Annotated in this window: 11 protein-coding genes; 5 read left to right on the top strand and 6 right to left on the bottom strand. The window is 70.2% G+C overall.

Features of this window, described 5'->3' with window-relative positions; genetic code table 11:
* Nucleotides 1-53 precede the first annotated feature (53 nt).
* On the bottom strand, nucleotides 54-4,904 hold the full coding sequence (locus AAFO60_RS06905; RefSeq protein WP_347955429.1) for a DUF5979 domain-containing protein: 4,851 nt from the start codon (nucleotides 4,902-4,904) through the stop codon (nucleotides 54-56).
* Nucleotides 4,905-5,308: 404 nt separating this feature from the next.
* Here AAFO60_RS06905 and AAFO60_RS06900 point away from each other — a divergent pair, with 404 nt between their 5' ends.
* Nucleotides 5,309-6,031 (top strand): LGFP repeat-containing protein, encoded by a 723-nt coding sequence (locus tag AAFO60_RS06900; protein WP_347955428.1) that lies wholly within the window; start codon nucleotides 5,309-5,311, stop codon nucleotides 6,029-6,031.
* 121 nt (nucleotides 6,032-6,152) lie between these two features.
* Here the strand turns inward: AAFO60_RS06900 and AAFO60_RS06895 are convergent, their stop codons facing one another.
* Both AAFO60_RS06895 and AAFO60_RS06890 read right to left on the bottom strand, forming a co-directional pair.
* Nucleotides 6,153-7,244: a Glu/Leu/Phe/Val family dehydrogenase gene (locus tag AAFO60_RS06895; protein WP_424307096.1), complete on the bottom strand. Its 1,092-nt coding sequence runs from the start codon at nucleotides 7,242-7,244 to the stop codon at nucleotides 6,153-6,155.
* A 35-nt stretch (nucleotides 7,245-7,279) separates the two neighbouring features.
* A complete protein-coding gene (locus AAFO60_RS06890; RefSeq protein ID WP_347955427.1) occupies nucleotides 7,280-10,768 on the bottom strand; it encodes an indolepyruvate ferredoxin oxidoreductase family protein in 3,489 nt (1,162 codons plus the stop codon).
* Between the two features lie 157 nt (nucleotides 10,769-10,925).
* Here AAFO60_RS06890 and AAFO60_RS06885 point away from each other — a divergent pair, with 157 nt between their 5' ends.
* The 4 genes from AAFO60_RS06885 (at nucleotide 10,926) to AAFO60_RS06870 (ending at nucleotide 14,791) form a co-directional block, all read left to right on the top strand.
* Nucleotides 10,926-11,441, top strand: a complete 516-nt coding sequence (locus AAFO60_RS06885; protein WP_347955560.1) for an Lrp/AsnC family transcriptional regulator — start codon at nucleotides 10,926-10,928, stop codon at nucleotides 11,439-11,441.
* Nucleotides 11,442-11,445: 4 nt separating this feature from the next.
* Entirely contained in the window at nucleotides 11,446-12,411 is a 966-nt protein-coding gene (locus AAFO60_RS06880) for an alpha/beta hydrolase (protein WP_347955426.1), read from the top strand.
* Nucleotides 12,412-12,602: 191 nt separating this feature from the next.
* Nucleotides 12,603-13,655 carry an ATP-dependent DNA ligase gene (locus AAFO60_RS06875; RefSeq protein WP_347955425.1) on the top strand — a complete coding sequence of 351 codons (1,053 nt, stop codon included), beginning with the start codon at nucleotides 12,603-12,605 and terminating at the stop codon, nucleotides 13,653-13,655.
* The gene (locus tag AAFO60_RS06870) at nucleotides 13,655-14,791 is read left to right on the top strand and encodes a DNA polymerase domain-containing protein (RefSeq protein WP_347955424.1); all 1,137 of its coding nucleotides are present in this window, start codon (nucleotides 13,655-13,657) and stop codon (nucleotides 14,789-14,791) included. Before AAFO60_RS06875 ends, AAFO60_RS06870 begins: the two co-directional genes overlap by 1 nt.
* A 48-nt stretch (nucleotides 14,792-14,839) precedes the next feature.
* Here the strand turns inward: AAFO60_RS06870 and AAFO60_RS06865 are convergent, their stop codons facing one another.
* The 3 genes from AAFO60_RS06865 to AAFO60_RS06855 form a co-directional block, all read right to left on the bottom strand.
* Complete coding sequence (locus AAFO60_RS06865; protein ID WP_347955423.1) at nucleotides 14,840-16,264, bottom strand: lipase family protein; 1,425 nt, start codon at nucleotides 16,262-16,264, stop codon at nucleotides 14,840-14,842.
* Nucleotides 16,265-16,436: 172 nt separating this feature from the next.
* On the bottom strand, nucleotides 16,437-17,228 hold the full coding sequence (locus AAFO60_RS06860; RefSeq protein WP_347955422.1) for a helix-turn-helix domain-containing protein: 792 nt from the start codon (nucleotides 17,226-17,228) through the stop codon (nucleotides 16,437-16,439).
* Nucleotides 17,201-17,593: a VOC family protein gene (locus AAFO60_RS06855; protein WP_347955421.1), complete on the bottom strand. Its 393-nt coding sequence runs from the start codon at nucleotides 17,591-17,593 to the stop codon at nucleotides 17,201-17,203. Before AAFO60_RS06855 ends, AAFO60_RS06860 begins: the two co-directional genes overlap by 28 nt.
* Between the last annotated feature and the right edge of the window lie 94 nt (nucleotides 17,594-17,687).

The raw sequence follows: 17,687 nt of genomic DNA, 5'->3' as shown, positions 1-17,687 counted from the left end.
CGACCCAGGAGGGCCGAACCCGCCCCGCTCACCGCGTGCCGGTAAGCAGGCGACTATCCGTCGCTGCCTGCTCGCCTGCGGTTGCGCAGGACGAGCCAGCCGCCGCCGGCGATCAGCACCAGCGCGCCGAGTCCGAGCCAGATCACGTTCGCGCCGGTGACCGGCAACGACTGCGACTGATCGGGCTGCTGCGGAGCAGGCTGGCCGGGGGCGCCGTTATGGCCGGTGCGGCCGTTGGAGCCGGGACCGTCGGAGCCGGGACCGTTCGAGTCGGGACCGTTGGAACCCGGGCCGTTCGAGCCGGGACCGTTGGAACCGGGACCGTTGGAACCGGGGCCGTTCGGGCCGACGGGCTTGTTCGGGCCGGGGTTCACACCCGGACCGTTCGGGCCGCCGGGCCAGCCGGGCCAACCGGGACCGCCGGGCCAACCGGGCAGCGGAATCGGCAGCGGCAGGATGATCAGACCGTCACGGCTGGTCTTGTTCTCCAGCTTGAGCTCGACCTTCTTGTTCGCCTCGCCCGTCAGGGTGACCACGACGCCGTTGGGCTCGCTGTCGGACTGGACCATGGTGGCGCTGCCGCTCTTGACGCTCCACACCACATCGCCCCACTTGACGTTGCTCACGCCGGTGCGTGCGCCCGTCTCGGTGAAGGTGATCTCGGTGTCGAGCGGGAACTGCGGACGACCGTCGACGACGGCTGCCTCACACTTCGCGGTCGGGGTCGCCGACGCGCCCGGCTTGACGTTGAGCACGCAGGAGCGTGCCTCACCGTCGGAGTCGGTCCACGTCGCCGTCACCTGGAACAGCGCGGACGGGTCCTTGGTGACCTGGCGGCCCTTGGGTCCGGTCACCACCTTCTCGATGTCGACCTCCGCGGTCGGGGTCGGCCGGTTGTGGATCTGCACCACAGCCTTCTGACCCGGCACGATCTGCACCGTGTTGCGGTAGCCCTCGTCGCCGCCGTCCTTCGTCACGAAGTAGTACGGACGTGCCCAGTCCTTGCCGGGCAGCGGATCGGGGTCGACCTCGGAGAAGGTGACCACGGTGCCGCGCGGCAGGACGTCACCGGATGTGAAGGTCCAGTTGTTCGCGGCGTTCAGGGTGATGGTCTCGCCCACGGCCGGGAACACGGTGCCCTTCGGCAGCGCCGGATCGACGCCCTCGATGCGGACCTCGAACTCGGTGTCCTTCGGCAGACCGGCCTCGCCCGCGGGGACGGGGTCGTCACCGTCGAGGACGAACTTCGTGAACTCGACCGAACCGAACTGCCACAGTGCCTCATTCGACAGCGTGATCAGACGGCCTTCCTTCGGGTCGTCCGAGACGATGCCCGTCGCGGTGCCGTCGGCGCCGACGGTGAGCCACGATGCTCCGCTGGGCTCGGTGCCCCAGCTGATCTGGCCCCACTCGACGCCCTCGACCTGCGGACGGTCGATCTCGGAGAAGGTCACCTCGGTACCGATCGGGAGATCGACGCCGAGCGGCGTGGACACGCCCTGCTTGACCGTCAGCTCCTTGGAGCGGTAGTCGGCGCCGTCCTTCCAGCGAGCCAGGACCTTGAACTCGACGCCGTCGCCGACCTTGTCGGCGGCTTCACCGGTGACCTGCTTGACGATCTGCAGGGTGCCGTCGTTCTTGTCGACGAAGTTCGTGACCGTGACCTTGCCGGGCTCCTTGCCGATGGTCACCACGCCCGAATCGTCGGCTCCGACGGTGACGTCACCGCTGAATGCGGGAACGCCCCAGGCCAGACCGTTGCCGTTCGCAGGCACCTTCTCGGTCAGCGTGACCTGAGTGCCGCCGGGCAGGTTCTGCCCGAACGGGACCGAGGTGCCGTCGGCGGGCAGGGTCAGGGTCTTGCTCTGCTTCTTGCCTGCGGCATCGGTCCAGGTGGCGAGCACCTCGAAGCCGGTCGGCACGTTCTTGTTGGACGACTCCGGTCCGGTGAGCTTCTTGCTGAGCGAGAAGGTACCCCGGGTGAGCTTGGCCTCATTGGTGACCGAGACCGCGTTGGCAGCCGCATCGGTGCCGATGACCAGCGGGTTCTTCGAGACGACCGGCGTCGACCAGCTCACGCGGTCGGTGTCGACCGGCTGAACCTCGGTGATGGTGACCTTGGCGCCGATGGGCAGGTCCTTCAGGTTGTAGAACTGACCGTCCTTCAGGGTGAAGGTACGCAGCTCATTGCCTGCGTCCTTGTCGCCGTACTCGATCTCGGCGTTGAAGACGAAGTTCTCCATGCCGGTCAGCGCGCCCGCGTCCTTGGCCTCGCCGGTGACGGTCTTGGTGACCTTCGCCGATCCGTGGGCGGCCTTGTTCACCAGGGCGACCTCGACGTTGCTCTTCGGCGTGATCGAGACGAGCGCCTGCGTGCGTTCGGCGTTGAGCACGACCCCGGGGGCCGGGAGGAACTTGCCCGGCTCGAAGTAGGCTCCGTCGACCTTGGGCAGGTCGATCTCGGTCAGCCGGATCTGCCAGCCGTTGCCGCGGGGATTGAGTCCGTTGACCGGGGTGCCGTCGGCCTTCACCTTGATGTTGTAGGTGCTCGCCGCGGGGCCCTTCGGGAAGGTCCCCGGAGCGAACTCCTCGACCTTGACGGTGAACTGGGTGTCCTCCGGGACGTCGACCGAGGCGCGGTCGATCGTCTTGGTCAGCGAGAACGAGCCGCGCGAGGCGCCCTCGCCGGTGCCGCCGCCGCCCCACTCCTGGGTGACCTTGCTCGAGAACTTCTTGTCGGCGTAGTCGATGGAGTTCGAGTACACGGTGCCGCGCTGGTCGAGCCCGCCGCTGCTGGTGCAGAGCGTGTACTCGATGGTGTAGACCGTCTCGCGGCTGTAGTCGCCCGCGTCCTTCGGCAGGGTCAGGTCGATTCCGTTCGCGGTCCGGGTCACGCCGGTCGTCGCCGTGAGGTCCCGCGTCGCGTTCTGCGACTCGTCGCCGATGATGTCCTTCGCGGTGACCTTGAGGTTGAGGTCCTTGCGGAGGTCACCGGTCACCTCGCACACGGTCAGCGTGTCCGAGAAGGTGTCCGAGATGACGGCCGGGGCCGTGAGGCCTTCGAGGTGGTGTCCGGGGACCGTCACCGTCCAGTCGACGGTGGTGCCTGCCGGCTGCGTCTGCCCGGCGACGTCCTTGCTCTCGTTGTTCAGGGCGCCGTTCTTCCGGCCGTTGTAGGGCGGGCCCTTCACCGAGGCGGTCAGGTCCTTGCCGTTGACCGTCGCCTTGTTGACGAAGACGTCCGTGGTGTCCGGCATCTTGTCCGTGGTGACGCAGGTCTGGTAGGTGAGGTAGTAGTACTGCTTCTCGTCGAACGACGCGGTGTCCTTCACCTTCATCGTCGAGGTGAAGGACTTGGAGCCTGCCGTGTCGCCGGCGGAGGTGATGTCGAACTGGCCGGTGACGTCGGTGCGCGCCGGGTTCTTGCCGTCGGCGCCGGGCAGGTAGTCCGCCTTCGCGATCTTCAGTCCCAGACCGGCGCTGCACACGGCGTGCGGGCCTTCGAGGGTCTCCTTCAGGGAGATCCCGAAGCCGTTCGCCTTGATGTCGGTGCCCGGAACGAGAATCGTCCAGTCGATGGTCCGGAAGCGGTCCCGGTTCGTCAGCGAGCCGCTCTTGGACGGGTTCGACTGAGGCTTCCAGTCCTGTCCGACGACGGCGCCGACCTCGTCGTCGCCGATGGTGACCGCGTTGGTGTACTCGGTGCCCGCGGGGTCCACGACGCCGCTGGTCGAGCAGGTGGTGTATTCGATGCGGTAGAGCTGGTCGGCCTTGATCGCCTGGTCACCGTTGGTGATTCCGATGCTCACGGGCGTGCCCGCGCCACCCGGCTGGGTGACGGTGACGCCGCCTGAGACCGGCTTGAGGCTGTTCGGGCGACCGGCGGAGAGCTTGGCGTCGAGTCGGGGCTCGGCGCACAGCTCCATCTCCTTGCCGAGCTCGTCGGTGAGCGTGACGTGACCGGAGCCCCGAGGGCTCTCCAGCGCGAGGAGGTCCGATCCGGGAATGTCGATGGTCCAGCGCACGGCCTGCTTGTCCGAGGTCAGCTTGCCCGACTTCTTGGCCTTGCCGAGCTGCTGGCCGTCGGTGATCCCGCCGGTGGCGGGCAGATCGACCGCGGTGGTCTTGCCGTTGAGATTGAAATCGACCGTCTCGGACGTGGTGCGCTCGGTGGCCTTCGCGTAGACCTCGAACTTGCCCTTGACCTCTTCGGGACGATCGGTCACTGCGTCGGAGAGCTTGCAGTTCATGACGTTGGTCGCGGAGCTGACGGTGCACGTGCCCCAGACGGTGCCATCGTCGCCGACCAGGTTGAAGGTGGAGTTCCCGATCAGGTTCAACTGCTTGGGGAAACCGACCGTGAAGGTGTCGCCGGGCTGAGGATCCGCGTCGCTCGCATCCCAGGTGCCTGCCACCAGGACGGAGTCGCCGACGGTGGCCTGCTGGCCGGGCTTGCCTTCGACCTCGATCTTGGTGACGTCGACCTTGATGCCGGGATTGGCGCCGCCGGCGCGTGCCTGGCGCTTCGGCGTCGACGACGTGGGAGCGGAGCTCTCGGTGGTGGGCGCGGGGTCCGTCGTGCTGGGCGCGGGCGCTTCCGTGGTGGCCGAGGGAGCCTCGGTCGGGGGCTCCGGGGCCTCTGTCGTGCCCGTGGGCGACTGGGTCGGGGGAGCCTGGGTGGTGGGCGCGGGCGGCACGACGCTGTCGTCGGCTGCTGCCGGAGGATCTTCGGCAGGCGCGGCCGGGGCGGTGGTGGTGAGAGTCTCGCCGGGCTCGGCCGACGCCGTCGGCGCGAACGAGACGGTCGTCAGCACGAGTGCGAGGATCGCGAAGATCATCCCCACCGCCTTCAACCGAGACACCACCTCCTTTCCGCCGGGACGCCGGTAGACAGACTTGCGCATGGAGAACCTTTCGTTCCTTCGTGGGGACGTGTCCCTGGTCGGCGAAGACGAACCAGAACCCCCGACCGTCCCAAAATTGGAGAAATCCCTACAAGATAGGGCCGAAGGACTTCTATCACGCGGTCTGAGAGTCGGACAAAGTGTCGTATCAGGGTCGTGATGGCAGGGTGGAATTCGACTCTGATTTTGCGTGTGTCAGATGCATTTCCCGTGGTGGGCGGCCTCTCGGGCAGGTATAAGAAGGGTTTCTGATACGTCCATCACGCCGAAATTTGAAATGTCCCCCGAATAGGTGAATAATTTCGTCCTTTCGCACTGCGGGACGATCGCCGGTCCGCTACGGTCGGGCGAGTCGATGCGCCGCCGCAGAGGCGGACGGTCGCCACTGCTGCCGAGAGGAATTCATGAAATCCATCGCGTACGGACGGTTGTCGGGAACGGTCGTCGCACTGGCCGCCCTCACGTTGGCCGGCACGGCCTGCGGCGACGACGGCGCGGCCGAGTCGGTCACGGCGACCTCATCCTCGGCCGCGTCATCGTCGGCCACGTCATCCTCGACGACGACTCAGCCGTCGGCGGCGCCGAAGACCCGGAGCACCTCCGCCTCCTCACCCGCAGCGGACTCGTCCGAGCCGGTGATCACTCGTCCCGCCGAGTCCGCCGCGCGCGCCGCACCGAAGAGCGTGACGGTGACGGGGGAGCGCGGGGTCGAGGTCACGATGGTCGGCCCGATCGCACAGCGGTACGCGTCGGCCACGCCCGCGGAGAAGAAGCTGCTCGGTCTGCCGCTGACCGGCGACCACAACGCGGGCACCCGGGACAGCGGTGTCGTCTTCCAGCAGTTCCAAGGCGGCGTCATCACCGCGCGGAACGCCGAACCGGGGACGCCGGCGTTCATCACCTCGGGCCGGATCCGCGACGCCTGGAATGTGGTCCGCGACGAGAGCGGGGTGCCCAGCCGGACGGGCGCCAACGGCTCGGCCGGACCGCTCGGGGCCGTCACCAGCGACGAGATCGTGCGTGGCGACGTCCACGAGACGACCTTCGAGAACGGCACGGTGTCCTACAACGCCGCCACCGGCGCGGTGACGGTGAAGGTCGGCGGGAAGGTCGTGCCCGCGGCGTAGGCGAGCGGGCCCGGCGGGCTCCCGTCCCATCGAGAACATCGAGCGGGCCGAACACGGCGCCGGCGCCCGCATCACCTCGGAGGTGACACGGGCGCCGGCGCCGCGTGCGTTCGGGACGGGGTCAGCGCGCCGCCGACAGCCGCTCGGCGACGACGAGGCGGGCCGCGTCGCCGCTGGTGATGCCGCGTGCGGCGGCGGTCGCCAGGACGTGCGCGGTGCGCTCGCGCAGGGCCTCCACCTTGGCGCGCATCTGCTCGGCGGTCCAGTCCTGCTGTTCGCTGAACGCCTGGATGACGCCGCCGGCGTTCGCGATGTAGTCCGGCGCCCAGACGATGCCGCGCCCGCCGAGGACCTGCTCCACCTCTGGGGCGACGAGCTGGTTGTTGGCGGCGCCGCAGATCACGGTGGCGGTGGTGTCCGCGGCCAGCTCGGCGGTGACGGTGCCGCCCATCGCGCACGGCGCGTACACGTCGACCTGCGCGCTGCGGACGTCGTCGACGATGCGAGCCTGCGGGAAGCGGGCGGCGAAGGCCTCGCGGGCCGGGGCGTACGGGTCGGTCGCCAGGACCGTGGCGCCCGCGGTCAGCAGCAGATCGGTGAGCTGGGTGCCGACCTTGCCGACGCCCTCGACGCCCACGGTGCGCCCGGTGAGATCGGCTGAACCCCAGGCCTGTTCGGCGGCGGCGAGCAGTGCGCTGAACACGCCGAGCGCGGTCATCGGGGCGGTGTCGCCCGCACCGCCCTTGGCGACGGTCTTGGAGGCGACGTACCCGGTGCTCTCGCCGATGACGTCCATGTCCTGCGAGGTGGTGCCGACATCACCCGCGGTGATGTAGCGGCCGCCGAGGGTGTCGACGAAGCGGCCGTAGGCGCGCAGCAGTTCGGGGGTCTTGTCGACGGCCGGGTCGCCGATGATGACGGCCTTGCCGCCGCCGAGATCGAGTCCGGCCGCGGCCGACTTGTTGGTCATGCCGCGCGAGAGGCGCAGCACGTCGCCGAGCGCGTCGGCCTCGCAGGCGTACGGGTACATGCGGGTGCCGCCGAGCGCCGGGCCGAGTGCGGTGTTGTGGATCGCGATGATCGCGCGCAGGCCGGTGGCGGCGTCGCGGCAGAACACCACCTGCTCGTGCGGCGGGTCGATGGTCATGTCGGGATGCGAGAAGACGCTGGTGGGATCGACGGTGCGGGCGGCCTGCGAATCGGTGACGGTCATGGTTCCTCCGGGACTTGTCGGGTGGGTGGTGTTTCTCAACGGATGGGGGTGGTGTCGACGCCGAGCTCGGACAGTCGTGCGCGATAGCGGTCGACGTTGCGGAGCTTGACGTCCTCGTAGCCGACCACCAGTTCGGGGGCGCGGGCCACGTCGACGGCGGCGCGATAGCCGTCGGCGGTCAGGGTGGCCGTCCGGTCGGCGATGAGGTCGCGGTAGTGCGCCAGCAGGGCGCGTTCCACCTTACGGACGCCTGCCCGGCCGAACGGGTCGAAAGCGGTGCCGCGCAGGAACTTTCCCTTCGCCAAGACGCGGAGCGCGACGTGCGAGCGCGGACCGAAGCCGATCTTCTTCTCCCGCCCCAGTGCGCGCAGCACCGGCGGGTGCAGCTTGTAGGTGAGGTTCGACGCACCCGGGACCTCGGCGGCCACCGACTCCAGGAAGGCGGTGTCGGTGAGCATGCGGGCCACCTCGTACTCGTCCTTGTACGCGGTCAGCCGGTGCAGGTTCGCGGCGACGGCGGCCGACAGCTCGGTGTCGTCGGTGACGACGCGCTCGCGGCGCCACACGGTCTCGACCTCTCGCACGTACTCGGCGGCCACGCGCAGGTTCGAGTGCGCCACCAGCTGCGCGGCACGTCGCTCGACGAGCTCGCGGACCTCGCCGGTCAGCGGCGAGCCGACGAACAGTTCGGTCGGGACCACGGTGTCGCTGCGGGAGACGACGGCGCCGGTGGTGGTGACCGCGGCGAATGCCGCCGGATCGGCGACGGCCACCCGGCCCCAGCGGAAGGCCTGCTGGTTCGCCTTGACCGCGACCCCGTTGATCGCGATCGCCTCTTCGATCGAGGCGGCCGGGATCGGCAGCGCGCCGGCCTGGAAGGCCGCGCCGACCAGCAGGAAGTTCGCGGCGGCGGTGTGGCCGAACAGGGCCTCGGCGGCGTCGAGCGCGTCGAACGAGATCACCCGGGCCGCACGCGCGGCCACGCGGTCGAGCAGTGCCTGGTCCTGCGGGTAGGCGACGTTGCGGTCGTAGACCATCTCACCGGTCGCCACCGCGCTGGTGGAGGCCACGGTCACCGTCCGCTCCGGGTCGCCCACGCCGACGTGCTTGGCGTCGGCCGCGGTCAGCAGGTCGAAGGCCAGGACGCAGTCGGCGGCCGACGGGCTGATCCGGTTGGAGCCGGCGGATCGGGTCGAGCCGGCGTCTCCGGCGACGTCGGCGGCCAGGCGCAGGTGCGAGGTGACCGGGCCGGCCTTCTGGCTCAGACCCGTCTGATCCAAGCCCTCCACGTGCAGCCCGGCGCGCAGGGCGGCGGTGCCGAGCACCTGGTTGACGGTGACGATGCCGGTGCCGCCGATGCCCGCGAGGAAGACGTTGTGGGTGCCGACCAGGGCGGCGCCGTCGGGGTCGGCGACGACCGGCGCGACGGGCGCCTCCTTGCGCGGGAGCTTGGCGCCGTCCTCGGGTAGTTCGACGGTGACGAACGACGGGCAGTCGCCGTCCATGCAGGTGTAGTCGGTGTTGCAGCTGGTCTGATCGATGCGGGTCTTGCGGCCGAATTCGGTCTCGACCGGCTGCACGGACAGGCAGTTCGACTTCACACCGCAGTCGCCGCAGCCCTCGCAGGCGGCCTCGTTGATGATCACCCGGGTGCGGCGGGTCGGCAGGGTGCCGCGCTTGCGCTTGCGGCGTGCCTCGGCGGCGCACTGCTGGTCGTAGATCAGGACGGTGACGCCCTTGACCTCGCGCAGCAGACGCTGCGCCTCGTCGAGCCGGTCGCGGTCCCACAGCAGCACGCCGTCGGCCAGCGAGCCCTTCGGGTGCCGCTTGGGGTCCTCGGCGCAGACGATGATCTTCGTGACGCCCTCGGCGGTCAGCTTGTGCGTCAGCTGCGGAACGGTCAGCCCGCCCTCGGCGTCCTGCGCGCCGGTCATGGCGACGGCGGCGTTGAACAGGATCTTGTAGGTGATGTTGACCCCGGCGGCCACGCAGGCCTGCACGGCCAGCTGTCCGGAGTGGAAGTAGGTGCCGTCGCCGACGTTCTGGAAGATGTGCTCGACGTCGGTGTAGGGCGCCTGACCGATCCACTGGGCGCCCTCGCCGCCCATCTGGGTCAGGCCGGTGACCTGCGAGTCGGTGCGCGAGGACATGGTGACCAGGGTGTGGCAGCCGATGCCGCCGCCGGCGAGGGAGCCGTCGGGGACCGCGGTGGAGCGGTTGTGCGGGCAGCCCGAGCAGAAGTACGCGGTGCGGTTGGTGTCGAGCAGGGTCAGCTTCGGCGGGGCGGGCTTCGGGACGGTGATCGGCACGCGGCCGTCGAGCACCCGGCGCAGCGGGGCCAGCAGACGGGCGGCGGTCAGCTCGCCGTCGGACGGGACCAGCGGTCGGCGGTCGGCGTCGAGCTTGCCGAGGATGCGCGGGGCGTCGGGCAGCCCGTAGAGCACGTCGGTGACCTGCGACTGGACGAAGGACATCTTGTCCTCGACCACCAGGACTGTCTCGACGCCTTCGGCCAGGCGGCGGACCTTCTCCGAGCCGAGGGGGTAGGGCATGCCGACGCGCAGGATGCGGATGCCGGCGTGAACCAGGTCCTCCTCGGACAGGCCGAGCTCGGTCAGGCCCTGACGGACCGAGTCGTAGGCGGTGCCGACGGCGACGATGCCGAGCCAGGCGTGTGCCGGATCGACCTCGATGGCGTCGATCGCGTTGGCAGCCGTCATCTTCTCGACCATCGCCCAGCGGGGACCGTAGAGGTCGGCTTCGGCGAGCACGCTGTCGGGCGGGGCGGCCATGACGCGCTGGCGGTAGGTCCAGGGGCGGCCCTCCCAGTCCAGGTCGGGGACTGTGATGTGCAGGTCGGCGAAGTCGCGGTCGAGCGTCCACAGACCGTCGCAGACGTCGGCGACCAGCTTCATCGCCGGCCAGCAGCCCGAGGCGCGCGACAGCTCGATTCCGAACATGCCGAAGGCGATGACCTCCTCGGCGTTGCGCGGGAACAGGACCGGCATCGACAGCGCGGCGAGGGACCGTTCGCTGGCGGCGGGGACGGTCGACGACTTGGCGGCGGGGTCGTCGCCGACCAGCGCGAGCGCGCCGCCGCGCGGGTGGGCGCCGTACATGGCGGCGTGCCGGAAGGCGTCGCTGGCACGGTCGAGGCCCGGGCCCTTGCCGTACCAGACGCCGACGACGCCGTCGTGCGTCCGCGCGCCCTTGGGCAGCTCCTGCTGGCTGCCCCACACGGAGGTGGCGCCGAGTTCTTCGTTGAGGCCGGGGACGAAGCTGATGGCGTGCGCGTCGAGGTCGGGGACCTCGCCGAAGACCTTGTCGACGGCGGCGAGGGGGCTGCCCTGGTAGCCGGAGACGAAGGCGGCGACGTTGCGGCCGAGGCGGCGTTCGCGCTCGCGGTTCTCGATCAGCATCCGGGCGGTCGCCTGCACTCCGGTCAGGAGCACGGGGCCCGAATTCGGGCGGTACTTGTCGGTCAGGTCGAACTTCTGCGCCTGCGGCTGCGCGACGGAGGTCATGTGGCCCACCAATCTGCTTGGACCGCCCTTGTGAGGCGGATCACCAGTCGTTGATGTTTAAATGGTGGCCGCGGCGTGCAAGGTGGTCAATTGAGGCGCTCGCAACTGATCATTCTGATCAGATGGTGACGTAGGTCTCCGATGAGAGGTGATGGAAGTGCTCAGCATCGACGAACTCGACGTCGAACTTCTGCGGTTGCTCGACAGCGATGCGCGTCAGGGGGTGGCGGCGTTGGCGACCACGCTCGGCATCTCCCGCAACACCGTCGCCTCCCGGCTGAAGCGGCTCGAAGAGGGCGGGCTGATCGCCGGCTACCGGCTGCAGGTCGACCTCGCGCAGGCCGGTCTGGTGGTGCAGGCGTTCCTGGCGCTGGAGACCGAGCAGGGGAGCCTGACCACGATCGCCGAGGCGGTCACCCACATCCCGCAGGTGCTGGAGGTGCACACCGTCACCGGGCGGGAGGATCTGCTGGTGCGGGTCGCCACCGCCACCCAGCCCGAGCTGCTGGCGCTGATCGAGCGGATCGTCGGCTTCGCCGGGGTCATCCACTCCACCACGTGGCTGACGCTGACCTCGCCGTTGCCGCACCGGACGGTTCCGGCGCTCGCGGAGAAGGCGAAGGGGACCGGGTGGGGGCGGTCGACGGCGCCGCATCCGGGTCGGCGAGGATGAGCGCATGTCGGTGATCGCCCACAACCAGCGAGACCTCCGTTCCCTCGTGGTGTTCTGGCTCTTCTTCCTGCTGGTGAAGCCCCTGTTGGCGCTGGCGCCGGTGTCGGAGGGGCTGCTGCGCCGGATGTCGGTCCTCGAGGAACGGGCCGCGAAGGATCCGCGGGTGCTGCGCGGGGTACGGATCGGGCGGGAGGTGATCGCCGATGCGCCGGTCGAACGGATCACGCCGGACCGCCCGGGCCGCGACCGCGCCGCCGTTCTCTACCTGCACGGCGGAGGCTTCATCGCCTGCGGCATCGGCACGCATCGCGCCGTCGCCTCCCTGCTGTCGCGCGAACTGGGCGTGCCGGTGATCAACACGCAGTACCGTCAGTGCCCCGAGGCGGGCGTCGGGACATCGGTCGCCGACGCCTACCGGGTGTATCGGGAACTGCGCGGGTGCGGCGACTACGACGAGATCGTCGTGGCCGGCGACTCGGCGGGCGGCTACCTGGCGGCCAAGGTGATCGAGCGGGCGGCGCACGACGGGATCGCCGGCCCGGACGCCTACCTGGGCTTCTCTCCGCTGCTGAACCTGGCGCCCGGTGCTCGGCGGTCCGGCCGGCGCGATGCGATGCTGCCGATCGGAAAGATCGAGAAGCTGCGGCCGTTCTATGTGCGCGGGCCCGAGCCCTTCACCGGGGAACTGGACATGACGGCCGACGCGGTCGTCGCCGAGTTCCCGCCCGCGGTGGTGGTGTGTGCGCGTCACGAGGCGCTGGAGAAGGACGCTCGCGACCTGTACGCCGCTCTCGACCGGGCCGGCGTGCCCGCGCAGCTGCACGTCTACGCCGGGCAGGTGCACGCCTTCCCCGCCGCGGTTCCGACTCTGCGGCAATCGCGCGATGCGATTCGGGTCGGCGCCGACTTCGTGCGCCGGGCGCTCGACGAGGCCGCGGAGCGGGCCGCCGTGGAGTCCGACACCGCGTAGTCGGCGCCGTCGCGGCGGCGGTGTTCGCGCCGATGCCGCCGTAAACAGTGATGCCGCCGTAAACAGTACGGACATCGCCCGCCGCCGGAAGATTGCCGGAGCCGGCCGCTGAGCGTACTGCTTGCGGCGGTATCTGGTGGGTCTGTGAGATCCGTTGCCAAGGCCGTCGGTTGTCGGGAACGATGGAGCGCGTGGACCTCCCGGTGAACCCGCCCGTGCAACCGATGCTCGCGAAGGCGGTCACCGGTGTGCCCGACCAGCCCGCAGACGGCCCGGTGTGGTCGTACGAACCGAAGTGGGACGGCTTCCGCGCGTTGATCTTCCGCGACGGTGACGAAGTGGTGATGTCCTCGCGCGGCGGCAAGGACCTGGCGCGCTACTTCCCGGAACTGGTCGAGGCGGCTCGCGCGTCGTTGCCGCCGCGGGTGGTGCTCGACGGCGAGGTGGCGGTCGCGCGGCCGATCGGATCGGTGAACCGGCTCGACTGGGACGCGCTGTCGCAGCGCATCCATCCGGCGGCCTCGCGCGTGGAGAAGCTCGCGCAGGAGACGCCCGCCGTGTTCATCGGTTTCGACGCGCTCGCCACCGGTTCGGCGGACCTCACCGGAGAGGTCTTCGACGTCCGCCGCGCCGCGTTGTTGGAGGCCGCCGCCGACGCGGGTGACGATCGGATCCGGGTCAGCCGCGTCACCCGCGACGCCGGCGAGGCGCTCGCGTGGTTCACCGAGTTCGAGGGCGCGGGTCTGGACGGGGTGGTCGGCAAGCGGCTCGACGGCGGTTACGTCCCCGGCAAACGCGAGATGGTCAAGGTCAAGCACAAGCGGACGGCGGACTGCGTCGTCATGGGCTACCGCGTCCACAAGTCCGGGACCGGTCTCGGGTCGATGCTGCTGGGCCTGTACGACGACGGCGAGCTGCGGATGGTCGGCGGGTCCAGCGCGTTCTCCGATGCGAGACGTCGTGAACTCCAGGACCTGTTCGAGCCGATGCGCACCGACCCGGACACCGTCGCGCAGGGAGAGGTGAGTCGGTGGCGCACGGCGGGCAGCGCCGAGTGGATTCCGATCCGGCCGGAGCTGGTGGCCGAGTTCGCCTACGACCAGATGGAGAACCGCCGCTTCCGGCACACGGTGAAGTTTCTGCGGTGGCGACCCGACCGCGAGCCCGGCAGCTGCGGGTACGACCAGCTCGAGGTCCCACTGACCTACGACGTCTTCGACGTCCTCGAAGGAGGCACGCCCTGATGCCCGGCAAACCCCAACCGGTCATGCTCGACGTCGACGGCGTCGAGGTGAAGCTCAGCAACCCGGACAAGATCTACTTCCCCGAACTGGGCGCCGACGGGGGCCGCAAGGGCGACCTCGTGGACTACTACCGCGTGATGTCGATCGCCGGCCCGTCCGGTCCCGGGCCGGCACTGGCCGCGGTCGCGGGCCGCCCGACCTTTCTGCAGCGCTTCCCCGACGGGGTCGACGGCGAGCAGATCTACCAGAAGCACCTGCCGAAGCATCACCCCGACCATGTGCAGGCGACGCGGATCGTGTTCCCGTCCAAGCGATCCGGGCACGCGTTCTGCCCGCGGATCCCCGCCGACCTGGTGTGGGCCGCCAATCTCGGGACCGTCACCTTCCACACGTGGCCGACCCTGGCGCCGGAAGGGGAGGATCGGGCGGGAGCTTCGCCCGGGTCCGCCGCCGACAACGATCACCCCGACCAGCTGCGGATCGATCTGGATCCGCCCGACCCGACGTCGGGCGAGCCGCGCCGAGGCTTCGACGACGTCCGCCGGGTGGCGCTCGAGCTGGTCCGGCCCCTGTTGGACGAGCTGGGGATGACCGGTTTCGTCAAGACGTCGGGCAGTCGCGGGGTGCACGTCTTCGTGCCGATCCGGCCCGAGTGGGACTTCATCGCCACGCGCCGCGCGGTCATCGCGCTGGGCCGTGAACTGGGGCGCCGGGCACCCGATCTGATCACCACGTCGTGGTGGAAGGAGGAGCGGGGCGATCGGATCTTCATCGACTACAACCAGAACGCCCGCGATCGGTCGATGGCGGCGCCGTACTCGGTGCGCAAGTCGCCGCGAGCGCGTGTCTCCACCCCCGTGACCTGGGCCGAACTCGTCGACGTCGACCCGGAGGACCTCACCATCGCGACCGTGCCCGCGCTCGTCGCGCAGCGGGGAGACCCGTGGGCCGACATCGACGAGCATCGAGCGGGACTCGAGGCGCTGCTGGAGATGGTGGAGCGCGACGAGGCCGACGGACTCGGCGACATGGTGTATCCCCCGAACTATCCCAAAATGCCGGGCGAGCCGCCGCGGGTGCCGCCGAGCAAGAAGGTCGCCGAGCACTGGGACGCCGAGGGCAACCGGATCGGGTGAGCCGGGTCGAGTTCCGTCGACGCCGGGCTCGTCGGTGAGGCCCGCTCGTCAGGCGTGCGGGGTCGCCGGGCACTCGCTCCGCGCGGGGACCCCGCGCAGACGCGCGTCGAGCCAGCGCATCGCCTCCGGATAGCCGATCAGCGCCGCGGACAGGTGCTCGCCGGGCACCTCCCGGTAGACGGCGTTGGCGCCCAGTCGGCACTGCTGCGCGTACAGGTCTCGGGCCCCTTGCACGGGCACCCAGAGCTCGTGCGCGCCGTGGTAGATGTACAGCGGCAGCACGGCCTTGGTGTCGGGCATCTGGGTGAGCTCGTAGACGCGCCGTGCGATCGGGGAATCGAAGGGGTCGGCGTCGCTGGAGAGGATCTGCGCGGGCAGGAGCAGCGGGGCCGCCATGCCGTAGTCGGACCCGCAGGAGTTCTTGAGGGGCGAGGTCGCCAGCCAGCGGCCGAGGTTGTTCGCCAGGCCGAGGATCTCGGGTCGTTCGCGGGCGATGCCGAGGGTGGCGGCCAGCATCACACCGGTCGCGACATTGGCGTTCATCGCCTGGGCGAGGAGGCGGAAGTCGGCGGGGACGCCGCCGATGGCTGCGCCGACCATCCGGCCGACCAGCTCGGGCGCGTACTCGCCGAGCACTTTGGCGGTGCCGTTGGTGGCGATCGCTCCGCCCGAGTACCCGGTGACGGCGACCCGGCTGTCCGCGTACTTCGTCGGCGCCCACTTGGCTGCCGCTCGGACGGCGTCCAGGACGATCCGGCCGGCCAGCTCGGGTTCGGCGTAGGCCTGCCGCGGACCCTCGTGGTCGGGGACGATCACGGTGTAGCCGCGCGAGAGCGCCAACTGGGTGGTCGGCGGGAACAGGTCGGTCTGGTTGGTCTTGTCGGAGAAGCCGTTGGTCAGGGTGTACCCGGCGGTGCACTCGGTGCCGAGCCCGTTGATCGGGACGTTGTTGACCAGGATCGGCCGGGGGCCTCGCCCGGTCCACGGCGCGCGCGGTTCGATGACGGTCGCGGTGCCGAAGACGGGCTGGTCGTGGACGTCGGTGGAACGGAACTTGAGCATGCGGGCGCTGCGGATGGGGACCGTGACGAGGAATCCGGCGACGCCGGTCACGTCGCGCGTCGCCAGGACGTCGCCCGGCGCGCGCTCGGCCAGGCCCGCGGGCCAGCGGTCGAACATCGGATCGCCGAGCCGGTCGGGCATGATCGCCTCGCGCAGTTCCAGGGTCGCGTGGTCGTAGCCGGGGGAGGCCGAGCGCTGCGGGATCCGTTTCAGATGCCGGAGGGGCGGCGGCGGGACGAGGCGGTCGACGCCGTCGACCACCCAGCCGGGCAGCGGACGGAGGTTCGGCGGTGTGGTCCGGTCGGTCGAGGTGGTCGGTGCGGGGGCGGCGTCGGCGGCCTGCGGGACGGCGGCGAGCAGCGTCGCCGCGGCAAGGGCTGCGGTGACGGCACGAATCACACCCGGTCTCATGGACCAGAAGACTAGTGTCGAGGCCTCGGCCACCGATGACCGGTATGCACTGTTAGTACATTCGGGTGACGTGCAATCGGATGACGCTCAAGGCCGGTCCGGCCTGGTCGGAACGGGCGGGCGCGGGCGCCGTCCCCGGGTGGTCGCGCGAGGGCGGGCACCGCTCGGTCCGCTACGCGACGCGATGTTCGGAATCCGGCACGAATTCGGACGCGCGGTGGCGGATCAGCGACCCCGGCGCATGGCCGGTCAACTCCGCGAACTCGCGCGACATGTGCGGTTGGTCCGCGTACCCGCACGCCGCGGCGACCTCGCCCGCGGCGCGACCGGCCTCGAGTCCGCGGCGGGCGGCGTCGAAGCGCATCAGCCGCGCGGCCTGCTTGGGGCCGATCCCGAACTCTGCGACGAACAGGGCGGTCAGGCGCCGCGGCGACCAGCCGGAACGGTCGACGAGCTCGGCGATGCGCATCCGCCCCCGGCTGCGAGCGAGCAGCCGCCACGCCTCGTGTGCGTCGACCGGGGCGTCGGAGGGATCTGCGGCGCGGGCGAGCACGTCGGCGGCGACCCGCGCCCGAGCGGACGGGGCCGCGTCGGCCAGCCGGTGATACAGCTCGTCGGCGACCGCGTGATCGACCTGGGACAGCTCGACCGAGTCGTTCGCGAGTTCGGCGGCGGGCACCCCGAACAGGGTGCGGACCGTGCGCGGGTCGAGGTCGAGTTGGACACCGCGCTGGGTTCCGTCGTGATGGATCGTCACCGGCCGCAGGTGCATGCCCGCCAGGCAGCAGCGGAAGGTCTCGGTCGTCGGACGGGACTGCGAGCCGAGGACCAGGCCGTCGGCCAGATCGATGACGAGCGTCGCCGACGGCGACGGCAGCCCCAGATGTCGACCGGGTAGGCAGCCGGTGATGTCGTAGACCGTGACGTCGGCGCCGGTCAGCCCGCGTATGTTCCGAAGCTCCACGAGTTGCCCTCCGGGTCGGCGATGGAGAAGCCTCGCGACCCATAATCCTCTTCGGCCATGTCGCGGACAAGGCGTGCCCCGAGGGCGGTCGCTCGCGCGTAGACGGCGTCGGGGTCCAGGACGACGACGTACACGTTGCCCGCGCCGGTCGGCGTGACGAAGGTCTTGTCGGCCCTGCTCGCCGAACTGATCATCACCCGACCGCCGTCGGGCCAGAGCATCTCGGAGTGGATCACCTCCCCGTCGGCGTCGCCTTCGACGAGGATGCCCTCGGTGAAGCCGAGACTCGCGAGCCACGCTCGCTGGGCGAGCGGGTCGTGATAGGTGAGTCCGGGCCAGATGTTGGTGTCTGTTCTCTCGTTCATGACTTCAGTCTCGCCGCTCTCCAGCGGTGCTTCTTGAACAAATCGGCACCGATTGCGGACCGAGTGGGGTCTTTGGTCCCGTTCGGGCGAAATC

Source organism: Gordonia aichiensis, assembly GCF_039946255.1.
Classification (GTDB): domain Bacteria; phylum Actinomycetota; class Actinomycetes; order Mycobacteriales; family Mycobacteriaceae; genus Gordonia; species Gordonia aichiensis_A.
This window is presented reverse-complemented; position numbering and strand designations above follow the sequence as displayed.

Bases quoted from the DNA above. Each gene is read 5' to 3' on its own strand.
- AAFO60_RS06895 (WP_424307096.1), bottom strand. From the start codon at position 7,244: ATGACCGTCACCGATTCGCAGGCCGCCCGCACCGTCGATCCCACCAGC.
- AAFO60_RS06880 (WP_347955426.1), top strand. From the start codon at position 11,446: ATGTCGGTGATCGCCCACAACCAGCGAGACCTCCGTTCCCTCGTGGTG.
- AAFO60_RS06865 (WP_347955423.1), bottom strand. From the start codon at position 16,264: ATGAGACCGGGTGTGATTCGTGCCGTCACCGCAGCCCTTGCCGCGGCG.
- AAFO60_RS06905 (WP_347955429.1), bottom strand. From the start codon at position 4,904: ATGCGCAAGTCTGTCTACCGGCGTCCCGGCGGAAAGGAGGTGGTGTCT.
- AAFO60_RS06890 (WP_347955427.1), bottom strand. From the start codon at position 10,768: ATGACCTCCGTCGCGCAGCCGCAGGCGCAGAAGTTCGACCTGACCGAC.
- AAFO60_RS06855 (WP_347955421.1), bottom strand. From the start codon at position 17,593: ATGAACGAGAGAACAGACACCAACATCTGGCCCGGACTCACCTATCAC.
- AAFO60_RS06900 (WP_347955428.1), top strand. From the start codon at position 5,309: ATGAAATCCATCGCGTACGGACGGTTGTCGGGAACGGTCGTCGCACTG.
- AAFO60_RS06870 (WP_347955424.1), top strand. From the start codon at position 13,655: ATGCCCGGCAAACCCCAACCGGTCATGCTCGACGTCGACGGCGTCGAG.